Genomic DNA, 18610 nt, shown 5'->3' with positions numbered 1-18610 from the left:
AGCATGAAAGCGACTGGAAATTTCGAGGCGTGCAAGAACGTCGACCCGATGGTTGCGTTGTCGGATGACACCCGCGCGCACATCGATCACTGGGTGGCCAAGTTCCCGCCCGAGCGCAAGCGTTCGGCCGTGATCCAGGGGTTGTTCGCCACCCAGGAGCAGAACCGCGGCTGGCTGAGCGACGAGCTGATCTGCGCGGTGGCCAAGTACCTGGGCCTGCCGCCGGTGCATGCCTACGAAGTGGCCAGCTTCTACTCGATGTTTGCCCTGGAGCCGGTGGGCCGCAACAACGTCGCCATCTGCACCAACATCAGTTGCTGGCTCAACGGCGCCGAGGACCTGGTTGCCCACGCAGAGAAGAAGCTGGGCTGCAAACTGGGCGAATCCACTGCCGACGGCCGCGTCTTCCTCAAGCGCGAGGAAGAGTGCGTCGCCGCGTGCTGTGGCGCACCGGTGATGCTGGTCAACGGCCATTACCACGAGAAGCTCGACGCGGAGCGCCTCGACGCACTGCTTGACGGGCTGGAGTGAGAGGCGGCATGGCACATCACGATTATTCCAAGGGCTACGGTCCGGTCGGTCCTGCTCCGCAGGAGCACAGTGTCGTTTACACGACGCTTCACTACGACACGCCGTGGTCGTATGACAACTACCTCAAGACTGGCGGTTACAGCGCCTGGCGGAAGATCCTCGATGAGAAGATCGCGCCGGCCGACGTGGTCGAGATGGTCAAGCAGTCCGGTCTGCGGGGACGCGGCGGCGCGGGCTTTCCGACCGGCCTGAAGTGGAGCTTCATGCCCAAGGGCGACGAGGTCCAGAAATATATCCTGTGCAATTCCGATGAATCCGAGCCGGGCACCTGCAAGGATCGCGACATCCTGCGTTTCAACCCGCATTCGGTGATCGAGGGCATGGCGATCGCCTGCTATGCGACCGGCTCGACGGTGGCCTACAACTACCTGCGCGGCGAGTTCCACCATGAGCCGTTCGAGCGTATCGAGCAGGCGCTGAAGGACGCCTACGACAACGGCTGGCTGGGCAAGGACATTCTTGGCTCGGGCATCGATATCGACATCCATAATGCCTTGGGTGCGGGTGCCTATATCTGTGGTGAAGAAACCGCATTGATGGAGTCGCTGGAAGGCAAGAAGGGCATGCCGCGCTTCAAGCCGCCATTCCCGGCCAACTTCGGCCTGTACGGCAAGCCGACCACGATCAACAACACCGAGACCTACGCCTCGGTGCCGACCATCATCCGCAACGGTCCGGAATGGTTCCTCAACCTGGGCAAGCCGAACAATGGCGGCGCCAAGGTGTTCTCGGTGTCCGGCCACGTCGCCAAACCGGGCAACTACGAGATCCGCCTGGGTACACCGTTCTCCGAGTTGCTGGAGATGGCCGGGGGCATTCGTCCAGGCCACAAGATCAAGGCGGTGATCCCCGGTGGCTCCTCGATGCCGGTACTGCCGGGCGAGACCATGATGGGTGTGACCATGGATTACGACGCGTTGCAGAAGGCCGGCTCCGGCCTGGGCTCCGGCGCGGTGATCGTGATGGACGAGACCGCCTGCATGGTGCGCGCCTGCCAACGCATCGCGCGGTTCTATTACAAGGAAAGCTGCGGTCAATGCACGCCATGTCGCGAAGGCACCGGCTGGATGTACCGCATGATCAGCCGCGTCGTCGACATGCGCGCGACCGTGGAGGATCTCCAGGTGCTGCGCGAATCCGCCGGACAGATCGAGGGGCACACCATCTGTGCATTCGGTGAAGCCGCTGCATGGCCGGTGCAGGGGTTCCTGCGCCATTACTGGGCGGAGTTCGAGTACGCCATCGTGAACAAGCGTTTCCTGGTGGATGACCAGCGCGACGGGCGCGTGGAGAAGGTGGCATGAGCGCCGAAGCGGAAAACACCAGCGTCGCCCCGGTAGTGCCGGAAGGGCATGTCGCGATCGAGATCGATGGCGTCGCGACCACCGCGCCGAAGGGTTCGATGATCATCCAGGCCGCGGACAAGATCGGCATTCCGATCCCGCGGTTCTGCTACCACGACAAACTGTCGATCGCGGCGAACTGCCGGATGTGCCTGGTGGACGTGGAGAAGATGGGCAAGCCCGCGCCGGCCTGCGCCACGCCGGTCATGGATGGCATGAAGGTCCGCACCCGCAGCGAGAAGGCGTTGAAATCGCAGCGCAACGTGATGGAGTTCCTGCTGATCAACCATCCGCTGGACTGCCCGATCTGCGACCAGGGTGGCGAATGCGAGTTGCAGGACCTGTCGCTCGGTTACGGCCGCTCGGTGAGTCGTTTTGCGGAACGCAAACGCGTGGTCGCCGATGAGGACATCGGGCCGCTGGTGGCGACCGAGATGACCCGTTGCATCCATTGCACCCGGTGCGTCCGATTTACCGCCGAGATTGCGGGGACCTACGAGTTGGGTGGCATGTATCGCGGCGAGGACCTGCAGATCGGGACCTACGATGGCAAGCCGCTGACCACCGAGTTGTCCGGCAACGTCATCGACGTGTGTCCGGTCGGTGCGTTGACCAACAAGCCGTTCCAGTTCCGCGCCCGCGCCTGGGAGATGCAGGCGCGCGAGTCGCTGGGTTACCACGACGCGCTGGGCAGCAACTTGTTCCTGCACGTGCGCCGTAGCGAGGTGATGCGCAGCGTGCCGCGCGACAACGACATGGTCAACGAGTGCTGGCTGTCGGATCGCGATCGCTATTCACATCAGGGCCTGTACGCGAGTGACCGCGCACTGGAACCGATGATCAAGGACGGTGGCCAGTGGCGTGATGCCACATGGGAGGAGGCGCTGGCGAAAGCCGCGACCATCCTGCGTGACAACGCGGCCGACCAGTTGGGGATGCTGGTGCACCCTGCGACCACCAATGAGGAGGGCGCTTTGCTGGCCCGTCTTGGCGACTTGCTCGGGACGGGCAATATCGATCACCGCCTCAGTCAACGCGACCTGTCCGACGCCGCGATCGCCGATGTCTTCCAGATGCAGGTCGCCGATGTCGAACAGGCCGACCTGGTGGTTATCGTCGGCGCCAACCTGCGGCACGAACTGCCGTTGGTGAACGCACGGGTTCGCAAGGCGTGGCAGAACGGCGCCAAGGTCCACGTGGTCAACCCGGTTGATTTCGACCAGACCTTCGACCTTGCCGGCAAGCAGATCGTGGCACCGTCCAGGCTGGCTGCAGCGCTTGCCGATACCGGGCTGCGCGATGTGGCCAAGGCGGCTTCGCGTGCGGTGGTGTTTATTGGCGCGCTGGCCGAGAACAGCCAGTACGCCTCCGCGATCCGGGCCGCCGCAGCCGATTTTGCGGCAGCGACCGGTGCGCGCCTGTGCCGGATTCCGCAGGGTGCCAATGCCGTCGGGCTGGCCGATCACGGCGTGTTGCCGACCGCACGCGACGCCGGCGCCATGCTGCGCGAGCCGCGTACCGCCTACCTGCTGTACGGGGTTGAGCCGGGCCTGGATTTTGCCGATACCGCCGCCGCCTTGAAGGCGTTGGGAAGCGCGCAGGTCGTCGCGTTCAGCCATTTTGCGTGCGAGTCGACCCGTGCGGTCGCCGACGTGATCCTGCCGATCGGTCTGTTGCCCGAAATCGACGCCACCCTGACCAACGTCGATGGCCGTGAACAAGCGGCGGTAGCGGCTGGCAAGCTCCCGGGCCAGGCGCGTGCCGGCTGGCGCGTGTTGCGTGCCCTGGGCGGTCAACTTGGCGGGGACTCGGTTGCGCAAGGCTTTGAATTCACTGATCTGGCTGGCTTGCGCGCGAGCATGGTCAAACGCGAGGTCAAGCCGGTTGCCGGCCAGGGCCTGTCCGTCGATGCTTCCGGTGAGGGTCTGGAGATTGCCACCAGTGTGGCGATCTATCGCTGCGATGCGGTCGTGCGCCGCGCTTCCGCGCTGCAGGCCCATCCGCTTAATGTGGGTCCGCGAGCGATGATCCATCCTTCCGACGCCGGGCAACTGGGACTGGAAGACGGTGCCACCGGCAAGTTCAACACCAATGCGGGCACGGCCACCTTGCCTGTGCTGGTCAGCGACCAGGTCGCGGCCGGCACGGTGTGGATTGAAAGCGGTTACGGCGCCACCGCACCCATGGGCGCCGGGCGCGCCAAGGTACGGGGAGCGTGAGCGTGATGAATGACCTGATCACTCCGTTCCACGGCTGGCTGAGTTCCTTCGGGGCGGTAGGGACCGTCGCCTGGCTGGTATTGATGATCCTGGCCATCACGGTGCCACTGATCATTGCGGTGGCGTTCTATGTGCTCTGGGAGCGCAAGCTGATCGGCTGGATGCATGTCCGTATCGGGCCCAAGTACGTCGGTTTCGGCGGTCTGTTGCAGACGTTCGCCGACGTGTTCAAGCTGCTGTTCAAGGAGTTGTTGCAGCCGTCAGCGGCCTCGCCGTTCCTGTACAAGTTGGCGCCGATGCTGGCGCTGATTCCGGCGCTGGCGGCGTGGGCGGTAATCCCGTTTGACGCCCAGGTCGTGCTGTCCAACGCCAACGCGGGCCTGCTGTACCTGTTGGCGATGACCTCGATGGGGGTCTACGGCGTGATTCTTGCCGGCTGGGCGACCAACTCGAAGTACGCGCTGTTGGGTGCGATGCGCGGCGCGGCGCAGATGGTCGCCTACGAGATCGCAATGGGCTTCGCGCTGGTCGGGGTGATGGTGGCCGCCGGGAGCTTGAACCTGACCGAAATCGTGATGGCGCAGTCCGGTAGTGCGGGCCTGTTCGAGTGGTTCTGGTTGCCGTTGCTGCCGTTGTTCGTGATTTATTTCGTGTCCGGCGTGGCCGAGACCAACCGGCTGCCGTTCGACATGGTCGAGGGCGAGTCGGAAATCACCGGCGGCCACCTGGTCGAATACTCCGGCGCCGGTTTCGCGCTGTTCTTTCTGGCCGAATACGCGAACATGATCCTGATCAGCTTCCTGGTCTCGATCTTCTTCGTTGGTGGCTGGCTGAGCCCGCTGCAGGGTCTGGGCATTCCGCTGTTGTCGGTGGATGGCTGGTGGTGGCTGTTTGCGAAGGTGTTCTTCTTTGCCAGCTGCTTCATCTGGTTCCGCGCCTCGTTCCCGCGCTATCGCTACGACCAGATCATGCGCCTGGGCTGGAAGGTATTCGTTCCGCTGGCGATCTTCTGGATCGTCGTGGTCGCGCTGATGGCGTATTTCGGCGTGTTCGTGCCGGGGCAATAAGGTAGAGCCATGACTCGCATCGTTTCCTTCTTCAAAAGCCTGCTGCTCATCGAGCTGTTACGTGGCATGGGATTGACCCTCAAGTACGCGTTCAAGACCAAGTACACGTTGATGTATCCGATGGAAAAGACGCCGCAGTCGCCGCGTTTCCGGGGCATCCATGCACTGCGCCGGTATCCCAACGGCGAGGAGCGTTGCATCGCCTGCAAATTGTGCGAGGCGGTATGCCCGGCACTGGCGATCACGATCGATTCGGAGAAGCGCGAAGACGGCAGCCGCCGCACCACGCGCTATGAGATCGACCTGTTCAAATGCATCTATTGCGGCTTCTGCGAGGAGTCCTGCCCGGTGGATTCGATCGTGGAAACCCATATCCACGAATACCACTTCGACCAGCGCGGCCAGAACGTCCTCACCAAACCGCAGCTGTTGGCCATCGGCGACCGGCTTGAAGCCGAAATCGCAGAACGTCGTGCCACCGACGCACCCTTCCGCTGAGTGCCCCCATGGATTTTGTCTTCATAGCCTTCATTGTTTTTTCCCTTGCGGCGATCGCGGCGGCAACCGCCGTCATCAGTGTCCGCAATCCGGTGCATTCCGCGCTGTCGCTGGTACTGACATTCTTCTCGGTGGCTTGCGTGTGGATCATCGGCGACGCCGAGTTCCTCGGTGTGGCGCTGGTGCTGATCTATGTCGGCGCGGTGATGGTGCTGTTCCTGTTCGTGGTGATGATGCTGGACATCGACATCATCCCGCTGCGCGAGGGGTACGTGCGCTATCTGCCGGTCGGGTTGCTGGTTGCGGTAGTGATGCTGGTGGAGATGCTGGTACTGATCGGTGCGAAAGCGCTGATGGACACGCCGTTCCCGGTCGATGGCGCGGCCGCCGCCGGCCTGCCCAATACCGAATGGCTGGCGCACGCGTTGTTCACCGAATTCCTGCTGCCGTTCGAAACCGCGGCGGTGATCCTGACCGTGGCGGTGATCGCGGCGGTAACGCTGACGCTGCGCCCGCCCCGTGAAGGCGGCAAGAAGCAGAACCCCGGCGACCAGGTGCGGGTGCGGGTTGCCGACCGGCTGCGCGTGGTCAAGATGGACGCGGTCAAACCGCGACCGCTGGATGACGTCGATAGCACGGGCAATCCCGGGGAGGGCAAGTAATGGATATGTTCGCTTCAGGCTTGGCGCTGGGCCACTTCCTCACTCTGGGAACCGTGCTGTTCTGCATCTCCGTGGCCGGGATATTCCTCAACCGCAAGAACGTCATCGTGTTGCTGATGTGCATCGAGCTGATGCTGCTTTCGGTCAACATCAACTTCGTGGGGTTCTCACGTGAGCTCGGTGACCCGTCTGGCCAGGTGTTCGTGTTCTTCATCCTGACCGTGGCCGCGGCAGAGGCCGCCATCGGCCTGGCGATCCTCGTCACGCTGTTCCGTAACCGGCGCACGATCAATGTCGCCGAAATTGACTCGTTGAAGGGCTGATCGGATGTCGGGTATGGAGTTCGCCATTTCCAAGTGGGTGCTGCTGGCCATCGCGCTGGCACCGCTGTTGGGCACGATCATCGCGGGCTTCTTTGGCCGCAGGATCGGTCGCACCGGTGCACACAGCGTCACCATTGCCGGGCTGGCGGTGAGTTGTGCGCTGTCGGGGTGGGTGCTGTGGCAACTGGTCGGGCAGGGCGCGGCGCCGTTCAACGAGAACCTCTACACCTGGTTCAAGGTCGGCGGGTTCGAGGCACACATCGGCTTCATGGTCGACACGCTGACCGCGATGATGCTGGTGGTGGTGACCTCGGTATCGCTGCTGGTGCATATCTACAGCATCGGCTACATGGCCGGCGACGACGGTTATCAGCGCTTCTTCAGCTACATCAGCCTGTTCACCTTCTCGATGCTGATGCTGGTGATGAGCAACAACTTCCTGCAGCTGTTTTTTGGCTGGGAAGCGGTGGGCCTGGTGTCATACCTGCTGATCGGCTTCTGGTTCAAGCGTCCCAGTGCGGTGTTCGCCAACCTCAAGGCGTTCATGGTCAACCGGGTGGGTGATTTCGGCTTCATCCTGGGTATTGCCGCGGTGGCGTGGCATTTCGATTCGCTCGATTACGCGACCGTGTTTGCCAACGCGCCAAGCCTGGTAGGGGAGTCCATTGCGGTCTTCGCCGGCCATGAGTGGTCGATCGCGACGGTGATCTGCATCTGCCTGTTTATCGGCGCGATGGGGAAATCGGCGCAGGTTCCGTTGCATGTGTGGCTGCCGGACTCGATGGAAGGCCCGACCCCGATCTCGGCGCTGATCCACGCCGCGACGATGGTCACCGCGGGCATCTTCATGGTGGCCCGGATGTCGCCGCTGTTCGAGTTGTCCGATACCGCGTTGCAGCTGGTCCTGTTCCTGGGCGCGACGACCGCGTTTTTCACCGGCCTGATCGGCATCGTGCAGAACGACATCAAGCGCGTCATCGCCTATTCGACGCTGTCGCAGCTGGGCTACATGACGGTTGCGCTGGGCGTGTCCGCCTACAGCGCGGCGGTGTTCCACCTGATGACCCATGCGTTCTTCAAGGCGCTGCTGTTCCTGGCGGCCGGTTCGGTGATCATCGGCATGCACCATCAGCAGGACATGCGCCGGATGGGCGGGCTGAAGAAGTACATGCCGATCACCTACTGGACCATGTTGCTGGGGACGTTGGCGCTGGTCGGTACGCCGTTCTTCAGCGGCTTCTACTCCAAGGACACCATCATCGAGGCGGCGCACCACGCCAGCCAGCATGGTGGATGGATTGCCCAGTACGCCTATTGGGCCGTGCTTGCGGGCGCATTCGTGACCGCGTTCTACAGCTTCCGTCTGCTGTACCTGACCTTCCATGGCGAGGAGCGGTTCCGTAATGCGCCTCCGGCGCACGAGGCCGGGCATGATGACCATGGCGAGGAGCACGGCAGCCACGAACCACACGAGTCACCGTGGACGGTGACCGTGCCGCTGATCGCGCTGGCGGTTCCTTCGGTGGTGATCGGATTCTTCACCGCGGGTCCGGTGTTGTTCGGGACCAATTGGAATGGGGATATCGGGCAGCTTCCATTCTTCCTCGGCTCGATCGACGTGGCGGCGGCGCGTGACGTGGTGGCAACGCTTGCCAGCCAGGTCTGGCACGGCCCGGTTGCATTCGCGCTGCACGGGTTCATGGCGCCGACGTTCTGGCTCGCGTTTGCCGGTTTCGCGCTGGCTACGGTGATGTATCTGTGGAAGCCCGAGCTGCACGCCAAGGCACGCAGGGTCTTTGCGTGGCCGGTCCGGGTATTGGAAAACAAATACGGTTTCGACACGCTGTGGATCAAGGGACTTGCCGGTGGAAGCGTCCAGTTGGGCAAGGCGTCACGAATGATCGACAGCCGGTTGATCGATGGCGTTGCCGTCAATGGCAGTGTTCGCGTAGTCGAGCTGATCGCCAACCTGAGCCGCCGGATCCAGTCCGGCTTCCTGTACCACTACGCTTTTGTGATGATTATCGGCTTGATCGTGTTGCTGGCCGCACTCATCCGCAACCTGATCTGAGAAGGACCGCGACGTGACCCCAGAGCCTTTACACAGCGCGCTGCCTTTGCTGAGCATGATTGTCTGGTTGCCGATCATCGGCGGCCTGCTGACCCTCGCATTGGGCAATGAACGCGCCAACGCCGCGCGCTGGTTTGCCACCGCGGTGGCGACCGTCACCCTGGCGTTGAGCGTGTTGCTGTTCACCGGGTTTGATGCTGGCACCGCTGCGATGCAATTCGTGGAGAACAACGCCTGGATCCCGGCTTTTGATGTGCGCTACCACCTCGGGGTTGACGGATTCTCGGTCCCGCTGATCGGATTGACCGCCCTGACATCGATGCTGGTGCTGGTCTATGCCTGGAGCGTGGACAAGCGCGTCAGCCAGTACTACGCATCGTTCCTGATCCTGGAAGGCTTGATGATCGGGGTGTTCAGCGCGCTGGACTCGATGCTGTTCTACGTGTTCTTCGAGTGCATGCTGATCCCGATGTTCATCATCATCGGCGTCTGGGGCGGGCCGCGCCGCGTCTACGCCGCGATGAAGTTCTTCCTGTACACGTTCCTCGGCTCGCTGTTCATGCTGATCGCGCTGATCTACCTGTACATGAAGGGTGGCAGCTGGCAGATCGCCGACATGGTCCAGTTGCAGCTGTCGGCGGGCGAACAGACCTGGATTTTCTTCGGTTTCCTGCTCGGGTTTGCGATCAAGATCCCGATGTTCCCGGTCCATACCTGGCTGCCCGACGCCCACGTCGAGGCGCCGACCGCCGGCTCGGTGATCCTGGCCGCGATCATGTTGAAGATCGGTGGCTATGGCTTCCTGCGTTTTGCCTTGCCGATCGTGCCCGACGCCGGCGCCGAGTGGGCCTGGCTGATGATCGCCTTGAGTCTGATCGCGGTAATTTATGTCGGACTGGTCGCCCTGGTCCAGGAGGACATGAAGCGGCTGGTGGCGTACTCGTCGGTCGCGCACATGGGCTTCGTGACCCTGGGTACCTTCATTGCCTTCGGACTTGTCCGCGACTTCGGCGACATGGACGCCGCGCGGCTGGGCCTGCAGGGCGCGATGGTGCAGATGGTCAGTCATGGCTTCATCTCGGCGGCCCTGTTTACCTGCATCGGCGTGCTGTACGACCGCCTGCACACGCGCAGCATCAAGGATTACGGCGGCGTCGCGGTGATGATGCCGATGTTTGCGGTGTTCTATGTGCTGTTCGCGATGGCCAACTCCGGCTTGCCCGGGACGTCGGCGTTCGTGGGCGAGTTCATGGTCATCCTGGCCAGCTTCCAGAGCAATCCGTTGATCGCGCTGGGAGCAGCACTGACGTTGATCATCAGCGCCGGCTACAGCCTGTGGCTGGTCAAGCGCGTGCTGTGGGGACCGGTGGTCAACGAGCCGGTCAAGACCATGAAGGACATCGGCGCCCGCGAGTTGTTCGTGCTGGGCGTGTTCGCGGCCGGAACCTTGTTTATTGGCGTATGGCCGAAGCCGTTGACCGACATGATGGAACCGTCCATCGCCAACCTGGCGATGCAGATCGCTGCCTCCAAACTGTAGACACGCCCAGTCGGGCGCTCGTGCCATAAGCACCGACCTATCAGAGATTGCCAATGATCCACGTACGCTCCGCCGCCGAATTGATGCCGTTGTTGCCGGAACTGGTGCTGGTCGGCGGCGCTTTCGCGCTGCTGATGCTCGACCTGTTCCTGTCCGACCGCCGCCGGGTGATGGTTCATGTCCTGGCGATGGTGTTGTTGCTGGTCACCGCTGGCCTGATCGCCTGCGGCGTCGGCGGCCACGCCACGGTGTTCAGTGGCATGTTCGTGCGCGACACCATGGCCGATGTACTGAAGGTCGGCATCGCCATTGCGACCGCGTTGTCGATGGTCTATCTGTGGCCCTACATGCGCGATCGCGGCATCTACAAGGGCGAGATGTCGGTGCTGATGCTGTTTGCAGCGCTGGGCATGATGCTGCTGGTCTCCGCCGGCAGCCTGGTGATGATCTACGTCGGGCTGGAAATGCTGGCGTTGTGCTCGTACGCGCTGGTGGCGATCGACCGCGACAACCCGCTGGCCTCGGAGGCGGGAATCAAGTACTTCGTGCTGGGTTCGCTGGCATCGGGCCTGCTGCTGTACGGCCTGTCGTTGATCTACGGCGCCACCGGCACGCTGGACCTGGATGCCATCGCGCTTGCCGCGCAGACCACCTCGTCGCAGACAATGCTGGTGACCGGCGTGGTGTTCGCGGTAGTCGGCATCGGTTTCAAGTTTGGCGCTGCTCCGTTCCACATGTGGCTGCCCGACGTCTACCACGGTGCGCCCACCCCGATCACCCTGTTCATCGGCTCGGCGCCCAAGCTGGCGGCGTTCGGGATGACCTTCCGCCTGCTGGAGCAGGGGCTTGGACCGGCAGATGACCACTGGCGGATCATGCTGGCCGCGCTGGTGGTGCTGTCGCTGGCGATCGGCAACCTCGGCGCGCTGATGCAGAGCAATTTCAAGCGCATGCTCGCTTACTCGACCGTCTCCCACGTCGGCTTCCTGCTGATGGGCTTTGCCGGGGCAGGGGCGATTGGCTTTGCCGCGGCGATGTTCTACGCGATCAGCTACGCGCTGATGGCCGCGGCGGCCTTCGGTGCGATCGTGGTGCTGTCCAGCCGTGGTTTTGAAGCCGATGAACTGGCGGACTACAAGGGGCTCAATGCCCGCAATCCGTGGATGGCCGGGATGGTCCTGCTGGTGATGTTCTCGTTGGCCGGCGTGCCGCCCTTCATTGGCTTCTGGGCGAAGCTGGCGGTGTTGCAGGCGGCGATCCAGGGCGACATGTTCTGGCTGGCCATCGTCGGCATCGTGTTTGCGGTGATCGGCGCGTTCTACTACTTGCACGTGGTCAAGATGATGTACTTCGATGAGCCGGTCGGCGAGATGCCGCCGCCGTCGCAGAACCGTCCGTTGCGGATCGTGTTTGGCGTCAATGCGGTCGCGCTGTTGGTGCTTGGCCTGGCTTGGAGCCCGATCATGGAGTGGTGCCAGCGCTCATTCGGGCCCTGATTGCCGGGGTTTGGCCGCGTTTCCGCACTTGCGGGACGCGCTTGTGCGACAAGTTTTGCAACAAGTGCGTGGGTCGGTTAAGCTCTGCCTCCCCCAACCGGGGCGAGGCCATGAAATGGGGCCCCGGGTTGGATCGGCGCTAGTAGTGTCGAGCAAAGAAAAAGCCTGATCGGGCTTGCGAAGTTCAAAGTCCGCCGCTATCATGGGCGGCCTGATGCGGGGTGGAGCAGTCTGGCAGCTCGTCGGGCTCATAACCCGAAGGTCGCAGGTTCAAATCCTGCCCCCGCTACCAGCTTCGGCCGGGACTGCAGTGTTTGGGCAGTTCGCTGAAAGCCTCGTTTAGAGGCTTTCTTTTTTGGCCAACAGCTCGGGCTTGGTGACGCGTTCTGCTCGCGCGTCACACCGACATCCAGCGGTACGGACAAGGGGCCCAATGGGCCCTTTGTTGCATTTGCAGTATTGACTCGCGGATCGACGCGCCAGTTGCCAATCGCAGGAGTAGGAACGCGTGACGGACAAAGCGGCCGAAATCTCTCAATTGCTGGCCCCCACGGTTGCTTCGTTGGGTGTCGAGCTATTGGGCATCGAGTACCTCCCGTCCCCGGGTGGGGCGGTTGTCCGGCTGTATATCGATTTGCCCGCGAGCGAGCTGGCCAGCGGTGACGCCCAAGCGGGTGACGATGGCACCGATGACGGTGCGCCACGAGCGGTCTCCATCGAAGACTGTGAGGCCGTCAGCCGCGAGGTTTCCGCCCAGCTCGACGTGGAAGATCCGATCAGCGGCAACTACACCCTGGAAGTGTCTTCCCCCGGGCTTGACCGGCCGTTGTTCACCGCCGCGCATTTCACCCGCTTTATCGGTGAAACTGCGAAGGTTACGTTGCGGCTGCCGCAAGACGGTCGTCGTCGCCTGACCGGTGTGATTTCACAGGTCACCGACGACGACATGACCTTCCTGGTCGACGGCGCGCCGCTGGTGATCCAGCAGGACAATGTCGACAAGGCTCGTCTGGTCCCGGACTGGGCGGCGTTGGGACTCGAGCCCAGCAAGCCCGGCTCCAAACCGGGACAGCGCAAGAATCCAACCAACACACCAACCAACAAGCCGGCGGCAAAGCCGTCCTCGGCGGAGTAAGCAGATGAGCAAGGAACTGTTGCTGGTCGTTGATGCGGTAGCCCATGAAAAGGGCGTGCCGGAATCGGTGATCCTCGAAGCGATCGAGGCGGCACTGGCGTCTGCGGCGAAGAAGCGTTACCACGATGAAGACGTGCTGGTCCGGGTCAAGATCAATCCCGAGGACGGCAGTTACGAAACCTTCCGCCGGATGGAGGTGGTTGCCGACGACGTGGTGATGGAGTCGCCTGACCGCCAGCTGCGCCTGATGGACGCCATCGACGAGGTCGAAGGGGTCGAGGTTGGCGACTACATCGACGAGCAGATCGAGAACCCCGGCTTCGGCCGCATTGCAGCCCAGGCCGCGAAGCAGGTCATCGTGCAGCGGGTGCGTGACGCCGAGCGCGCACAGGTCATCGATGCATGGAAGGATCGTGTCGGCGAGCTGGTGACCGGCATCGTCAAGCGGGTCGAGCGCGGCAATATCTATGTCGACCTTGGCGGCAACGCCGAGGCGATCATTCCCAAGGACAAGGGTATCCCGCGTGATGTGCTGCGCGCCGGCGACCGCGTTCGTGGCTACCTGTATGACGTGCGCCCCGAGCCACGTGGGCCGCAGTTGTTCATCAGCCGCGCGGCCCCGGAATTCATGATGGAGCTGTTCCAGCTGGAGGTTCCGGAAGTCGGCCAGGGCCTGGTGTCGATCATGGGTTGCGCGCGTGATCCAGGCGATCGCGCCAAGATCGCGGTACTCGCCCATGACAACCGCACCGATCCGATCGGCGCGTGCATCGGCATGCGCGGTTCACGCGTGCAGGCGGTGACCAACGAGCTCAACGGCGAGCGGGTCGATATCGTGCTGTGGTCGGACAACCCGGCACAGTTCGTGATCAACGCCATGGCGCCGGCTGAGGTGCAGTCCATTATCGTTGATGAGGACAAGCACTCGATGGACCTGGCGGTAGCCGAGGATCGTCTCGCCCAGGCGATCGGCAAGGGCGGCCAGAACGTACGCCTGGCCAGCCGCCTGGCGGGTTGGCAGCTCAACGTGATGACCCAGGACCAGGTCACCGAGAAGACCGAGACCGAGCAGGCTGTCGCGCGGCAGTTGTTCCAGAGCCGGCTGGAGGTCGACGAGGAAATCGCCGCGATCCTGGTCAGCGAGGGGTTCAACACGGTGGAGGAAATCGCCTATGTCCCGGTCGGGGAGTTGTTGGCAGTGGAGGGTTTCGACGAAAACATCGTCGAGGAGCTCCGCGCCCGCGCCCGCGATGCGTTGCTGAACGAGGCATTGGCGGCCGAGGAAGTACTGGACGAGCATCATCCGGCCGAAGACTTGCTGTCGCTGGAAGGCATGGACGACGAGTTGGCGTTCGCGTTGGCGGCGCAGGGCGTGGTCACGCGCGATGATCTGGCCGATCTGGCGACCGATGAGCTGGCCGAACTGGAAAACGTGGACGAGGCCCGGGCCGCGGCACTGATCATGGAAGCGCGCAAACATTGGTTTGAGTAGGACGGCCGAACAAGGCCGCCGAGTAGAACGGTAAAGGTTGTTGAACGGGTTCCAGAAACCCAGCCGTTAGAATGCATCATTACGCACGGGCATTGGTCCGTGCCACAGGACACGGAAACCGAATGTCGCAGGAAACCACTATCCGCAAGTTGGCCGCACTGGTGAACACGCCGGTCGAGAAGCTGCTGGAGCAGTTGGCCGAGGCTGGCATGCCCTTCGACGGGCCTGACCAGGCGGTCACCAGTGCCGAGAAGGGCAAGCTGCTCGGCTTCCTGCGCAGCGCCCATGGCAAGGGCAATGCGCCCCTCGCCGTTGGCGGCCCTGCCAAGAAGATCACTCTCAGCCGGAGCCGCAAGCAGGAGCTTACGGTCGGAGGCGGGAAAAGCCGTGCCACGGTTGACGTGGTGGTACGGAAGAAGGTCACCGTGATCCGCCCCGACGAGAAGCAGGGTGAGCCAACCGACGAGCGCGCCGAGATCCTGCGCAAGCTGGAAGCTTCCAGGCAGCGCAACCTCGCCGAGCAAAAGGCACTGGCAGAGGCCGACAAGCGCCGCGCCGACGAAGCCGAGCGGGTGAAGCGTGAAGCCGAGCAGGCCGCACAACTGAAGCTTGAGCAGGCTGCTGCGGCGGCGGCTCCCGCGGCTCCGGCAGCCGTGGAGGGCGAGCCCAAGCCCGCTGTGACCCATGGTCATGGCCATCCGAAGCCCGCCGCGCCGCGGGCTGGCGACGAGCGCGGGACTTCACGCCACAAGCGTGGTTCCAATGCCGCTCCCGCCAGCGCCGACGACGATGGAGGCAACAAGCGTTTCGCCGGGCAGATGCACTTGAGTGCGTCCGACCGTGCGCGTCGCAGCACCAACGCCCGTGGGCGCCCGGCGCCGCGGCGCCAGGGCAACCAGGCACGCAGCGGTACCGGGTTCAGCAAGCCGACCGCGCCCATCGTGCGCGATGTTGCGATTGGCGAGACCATCACGGTTGCCGACCTCGCCCAGAAGATGTCGTTGAAGGGTGGGGAGGTGGTCAAGGCGCTGTTCAAGATGGGCGTGATGGCCACCATCACCCAGAGCATCGACCATGACACCGCGGCACTGGTGACCGAGGAGCTTGGCCACAACGTCGTCCGCGCCGATGCAGCCGACGTTGAAAACGTCCTGTTGGCGCACGTGGAAAACAACGATGGCGAGCAGGTGGCCCGTCCACCGGTAGTGACCATCATGGGCCATGTCGACCACGGCAAGACCTCGTTGCTGGATCAGATCCGTCGCACCAAGATCGCCACCGGCGAGGCTGGCGGCATTACCCAGCATATCGGCGCGTACCACGTGCAGACCGACAAGGGCATCATCAGCTTCCTGGATACGCCGGGTCACGCGGCGTTCTCCTCGATGCGTGCACGAGGCGCGCAGCTCACCGATATCGTGGTGCTGGTGGTGGCCGCCGATGATGGTGTCAAGCCCCAGACCATCGAAGCGGTGCAACATGCCCGCGCTGCCAACGTGCCGTTGATCGTGGCGATCAACAAAGTCGACAAGCCCAGCGCCGATCCGTTGCGGGTAAAGAACGAGCTGCTGGAACAACAAGTCGTTGCCGAGGAATTCGGTGGCGAAACCCAGTTCGTCGAGTTGTCTGCCAAGACCGGCCAGAACATCGACGGATTGCTGGACGCGATTTCACTGCAGGCGGAATTCCTGGAGCTTCGCGCCGTCGCCGAAGGCCGCGCCAACGGTGTGGTGATCGAGTCCGCGCTCGACAAGGGTCGCGGCCCGGTGGCCACCGTGCTGGTCCAGCAGGGCGCGCTGAAGAAGGGCGATTACCTGGTCTGCGGCGTGCAGTACGGCCGCGTGCGGGCGTTGTTTGACGAGACGGGTGCCCAGGTCGATTCGGCCGGCCCCTCGATTCCGGTGCAGGTACTGGGCTTGTCGGGTGTTCCCGATGCCGGTGACGATTTCGTCGTGGTCGAGGACGAGCGCCTGGCCAAGGATGTGGCCGGCCAACGTGACGCCCAGCGTCGCGAGTCGCGCCTGGTTGCCCAGAGTGGCACCCGGATGGAAGACATCATGGCCCAGCTGGGCCAGGGTGGAGACCAGCTCAGCCTGCCGCTGATCATCAAGGCCGACGTGCAAGGCTCGGTGCAGGCACTGCGCGAGGCGCTGACCGCGCTGTCCACCAGCGAGATCCGCATCAACGTCATCGGCTCCGGCGTCGGCGGTATCAACGAGTCCGATGCGCAACTGGCATCGACCTCCAAGGCCACCATCATCGGATTCAACGTGCGCGCCGACGCGTCCGCCCGCAAGGTCATCGAGACCAACGGCGTGGACCTGCGTTATTTCTCGATCATCTATGACGTGATCGACCAGGTGAAGCAGGTTGCCTCGGGCATCCTGGGTGTGGAGATCCGCGAGGAAATCATCGGCAATGCCGAGGTTCGCGATGTGTTCCGCAGCTCCAAGTTCGGCGCCGTCGCCGGCTGCATGGTGGTGGAGGGCGTGGTCAAGCGGACCAAACCGATCCGCGTGCTGCGCGACAGCGTCGTGATCTTCGAGGGCGAGCTGGAATCGCTGCGCCGCTTCAAGGAGAACGTCGACGAGGTCCGGGTCAACACCGAGTGCGGTATCGGCGTGAAGCAGTACAACGACGTCAAGCCGGGCGACATGATCGAATGTTTCGAGCGCATCGAGGTCCAGCGCACGCTGTGATGCCATGAAGACTTTCCATCGTACCGATCGCGTTTCCGCCCAGCTCCGACGTGAGCTGGGCACCCTCGTGCACGAGGCCGTTCGCGAGCATGGCCTGCCGTCGGTGAGTGTGTCCGACGTTGAAGTCACCCGCGACCTGGCGCATGCCAAGGTATTCGTGACGGCATTGCAGCCAGAGCGTGCGCAAGAGGCGATGGAAGGGCTGAAAGAGCTGACCAAGCCACTGCGTTACGGACTCGGGCGCGCCATGCAGTTGCGCCACGTGCCGGAACTGCATTTCCATTACGACGACTCGGTGGATCGTGGTGAGCGCATCGAGAACCTGCTGCGCGAGAATCCGCCGGTGGGCGACACCGAAGACCCTGCCTGATTGATCCAGATGGATCGGAGCGGATCGGATCGATGAGCAAGCGTCGCCGTGCCAACTTCCGCCCGGTCGACGGGCTGTTGTTGCTCGACAAGCCCGCCGGACTGAGTTCCAACCAGGCCTTGCAACAGGTTCGCCGGTTGTTCCATGCCCGCAAGGCTGGCCACGCCGGCAGCCTGGACCCGCTCGCCACCGGCCTGCTGCCGATCTGTTTTGGCGAAGCTACCAAGATCGCGGGGTTGTTGCTGGGCTCACGCAAGGCCTACCAGACCACCGCGGTTCTGGGTTCCACCACCGACACTGACGACGCCGATGGCCAGGTGCTGCAACAGCGACCGGTGCCGTCATTGCACGCCGCCGATATCGAAGCGGCTTTGGCGCCGCTGCGTGGCGACATCCGCCAACGTGCACCCATCTATTCCGCCCTGAAGCAGGGCGGTGAGCCGCTGTATGCCAAGGCCCGACGTGGCGAGCCGATCGACGCGCCAGTCCGCGATGTCGAGGTACACCGCCTTGAACTGCTGGAGCACGACGGGCCGCGGCTGGTGCTGTCGATCGAATGCGGCTCGGGAACCTATGTGCGCAGCCTGGTTCGGGAGATCGGCGAATCGCTGGGGTGCGGTGCCCACGTGGAGGTCCTGCGGCGGCTCTGGGTTGAGCCGTTCACCGATCCCGGGATGTATTCACTCCCCGAGCTGGAAGCATTGGCAGGGCAGGGCGCGGACCTTCTTGATGCCTGTTTGTTGCCGATCGAGGCGGGGCTGGCCGCTTATCCCCGGATCACCCTGGACCCGGAACAAGCGCAATCCCTGGGCCATGGCCAGCCAGTCCGCCCGGACGTCACGCTGCCGGGCCCGGTGGTCGTCGCGGTTCACGATCAGGACGACCGGGTGCTGGGCCTGGGCCGAGTCGACGAGACCGGATTGCTGCATCCGCAGCGATTGTTCGCATGGGCCACGCCGGCGGCGTGCTGATTGCAACGGAAGCGCTGACGCGCCTTGTTGTCCCGGGGACAGAGGGCTACAATTTGCAGGCTTTCCCAAGCAAACCCACGTTTCATCATCCAATTCTGTAAACAAGCGGCGGACCAGGCGGTGCGCCGGTGCT

The 18610-nt window shown here is 63.3% G+C and carries 15 protein-coding genes and 1 tRNA gene; all 16 read left to right on the top strand.

The genetic code is table 11. The annotated features are described in order from the left end of the window. Nucleotides 1-3 precede the first annotated feature (3 nt). A complete protein-coding gene (gene nuoE, locus ACW7G1_RS10245) occupies nt 4-531 on the top strand; it encodes an NADH-quinone oxidoreductase subunit NuoE (RefSeq protein ID WP_456979617.1) in 528 nt (175 codons plus the stop codon). A gap of 8 nt (nt 532-539) precedes the next feature. Further along, on the top strand, nt 540-1895 hold the full coding sequence (gene nuoF / locus ACW7G1_RS10240; protein WP_456979616.1) for an NADH-quinone oxidoreductase subunit NuoF: 1356 nt from the start codon (nt 540-542) through the stop codon (nt 1893-1895). Beyond that, nucleotides 1892-4153: an NADH-quinone oxidoreductase subunit NuoG gene (gene nuoG, locus ACW7G1_RS10235; RefSeq protein WP_456979615.1), complete on the top strand. Its 2262-nt coding sequence runs from the start codon at nt 1892-1894 to the stop codon at nt 4151-4153. The genes nuoF and nuoG overlap by 4 nt, the downstream gene beginning before the upstream one ends. Nucleotides 4154-4158: 5 nt before the next feature. Further along, nucleotides 4159-5220, top strand: coding sequence for an NADH-quinone oxidoreductase subunit NuoH (nuoH, locus tag ACW7G1_RS10230; protein WP_456979614.1), 1062 nt, complete (start codon nt 4159-4161; stop codon nt 5218-5220). A gap of 9 nt (nt 5221-5229) precedes the next feature. Further along, nucleotides 5230-5718, top strand: a complete 489-nt coding sequence (nuoI, locus tag ACW7G1_RS10225; RefSeq protein WP_456979613.1) for an NADH-quinone oxidoreductase subunit NuoI — start codon at nt 5230-5232, stop codon at nt 5716-5718. Nucleotides 5719-5726: 8 nt separating this feature from the next. Beyond that, the gene (locus ACW7G1_RS10220; protein WP_456979612.1) at nt 5727-6380 is read left to right on the top strand and encodes an NADH-quinone oxidoreductase subunit J; all 654 of its coding nucleotides are present in this window, start codon (nt 5727-5729) and stop codon (nt 6378-6380) included. A 5-nt stretch (nt 6381-6385) separates the two neighbouring features. Then, the gene (gene nuoK / locus ACW7G1_RS10215; protein ID WP_456979897.1) at nt 6386-6703 is read left to right on the top strand and encodes an NADH-quinone oxidoreductase subunit NuoK; all 318 of its coding nucleotides are present in this window, start codon (nt 6386-6388) and stop codon (nt 6701-6703) included. Between the two features lie 13 nt (nt 6704-6716). After that, nucleotides 6717-8774 carry an NADH-quinone oxidoreductase subunit L gene (nuoL, locus tag ACW7G1_RS10210; RefSeq protein ID WP_456979611.1) on the top strand — a complete coding sequence of 686 codons (2058 nt, stop codon included), beginning with the start codon at nt 6717-6719 and terminating at the stop codon, nt 8772-8774. 40 nt (nt 8775-8814) lie between these two features. Then, nucleotides 8815-10314, top strand: coding sequence for an NADH-quinone oxidoreductase subunit M (locus tag ACW7G1_RS10205; RefSeq protein WP_456979896.1), 1500 nt, complete (start codon nt 8815-8817; stop codon nt 10312-10314). Nucleotides 10315-10367: 53 nt separating this feature from the next. Continuing rightward, nucleotides 10368-11810, top strand: coding sequence for an NADH-quinone oxidoreductase subunit NuoN (nuoN, locus tag ACW7G1_RS10200; protein ID WP_456979610.1), 1443 nt, complete (start codon nt 10368-10370; stop codon nt 11808-11810). Nucleotides 11811-12025: 215 nt separating this feature from the next. Then, nucleotides 12026-12102: transfer RNA gene (locus ACW7G1_RS10195), tRNA-Met, on the top strand. Between the two features lie 216 nt (nt 12103-12318). After that, nucleotides 12319-12945, top strand: coding sequence for a ribosome maturation factor RimP (locus ACW7G1_RS10190; RefSeq protein WP_456979609.1), 627 nt, complete (start codon nt 12319-12321; stop codon nt 12943-12945). A gap of 4 nt (nt 12946-12949) precedes the next feature. After that, nucleotides 12950-14437, top strand: a complete 1488-nt coding sequence (gene nusA, locus ACW7G1_RS10185; protein ID WP_456961713.1) for a transcription termination factor NusA — start codon at nt 12950-12952, stop codon at nt 14435-14437. A 122-nt stretch (nt 14438-14559) separates the two neighbouring features. Then, nucleotides 14560-17136, top strand: a complete 2577-nt coding sequence (gene infB, locus ACW7G1_RS10180) for a translation initiation factor IF-2 (RefSeq protein ID WP_456979608.1) — start codon at nt 14560-14562, stop codon at nt 17134-17136. A gap of 4 nt (nt 17137-17140) precedes the next feature. Beyond that, entirely contained in the window at nt 17141-17506 is a 366-nt protein-coding gene (gene rbfA / locus ACW7G1_RS10175; RefSeq protein ID WP_456961711.1) for a 30S ribosome-binding factor RbfA, read from the top strand. A gap of 32 nt (nt 17507-17538) precedes the next feature. Next, the gene (truB, locus tag ACW7G1_RS10170) at nt 17539-18477 is read left to right on the top strand and encodes a tRNA pseudouridine(55) synthase TruB (RefSeq protein ID WP_456979607.1); all 939 of its coding nucleotides are present in this window, start codon (nt 17539-17541) and stop codon (nt 18475-18477) included. Nucleotides 18478-18610: the final 133 nt, after the last annotated feature.

This window comes from Lysobacter sp. A378 (genome assembly GCF_054052125.1).
This window is presented reverse-complemented; position numbering and strand designations above follow the sequence as displayed.

Coding starts and splice junctions, on each gene's coding strand:
- nuoL (WP_456979611.1), top strand. CDS start 6,717: ATGGAGTTCGCCATTTCCAAGTGGGTGCTGCTGGCCATCGCGCTGGCA.
- nuoG (WP_456979615.1), top strand. CDS start 1,892: ATGAGCGCCGAAGCGGAAAACACCAGCGTCGCCCCGGTAGTGCCGGAA.
- nuoK (WP_456979897.1), top strand. CDS start 6,386: ATGTTCGCTTCAGGCTTGGCGCTGGGCCACTTCCTCACTCTGGGAACC.
- nuoE (WP_456979617.1), top strand. CDS start 4: ATGAAAGCGACTGGAAATTTCGAGGCGTGCAAGAACGTCGACCCGATG.
- rbfA (WP_456961711.1), top strand. CDS start 17,141: ATGAAGACTTTCCATCGTACCGATCGCGTTTCCGCCCAGCTCCGACGT.
- nusA (WP_456961713.1), top strand. CDS start 12,950: ATGAGCAAGGAACTGTTGCTGGTCGTTGATGCGGTAGCCCATGAAAAG.
- nuoN (WP_456979610.1), top strand. CDS start 10,368: ATGATCCACGTACGCTCCGCCGCCGAATTGATGCCGTTGTTGCCGGAA.
- ACW7G1_RS10220 (WP_456979612.1), top strand. CDS start 5,727: ATGGATTTTGTCTTCATAGCCTTCATTGTTTTTTCCCTTGCGGCGATC.
- nuoF (WP_456979616.1), top strand. CDS start 540: ATGGCACATCACGATTATTCCAAGGGCTACGGTCCGGTCGGTCCTGCT.
- infB (WP_456979608.1), top strand. CDS start 14,560: ATGTCGCAGGAAACCACTATCCGCAAGTTGGCCGCACTGGTGAACACG.
- truB (WP_456979607.1), top strand. CDS start 17,539: ATGAGCAAGCGTCGCCGTGCCAACTTCCGCCCGGTCGACGGGCTGTTG.
- nuoI (WP_456979613.1), top strand. CDS start 5,230: ATGACTCGCATCGTTTCCTTCTTCAAAAGCCTGCTGCTCATCGAGCTG.
- nuoH (WP_456979614.1), top strand. CDS start 4,159: ATGAATGACCTGATCACTCCGTTCCACGGCTGGCTGAGTTCCTTCGGG.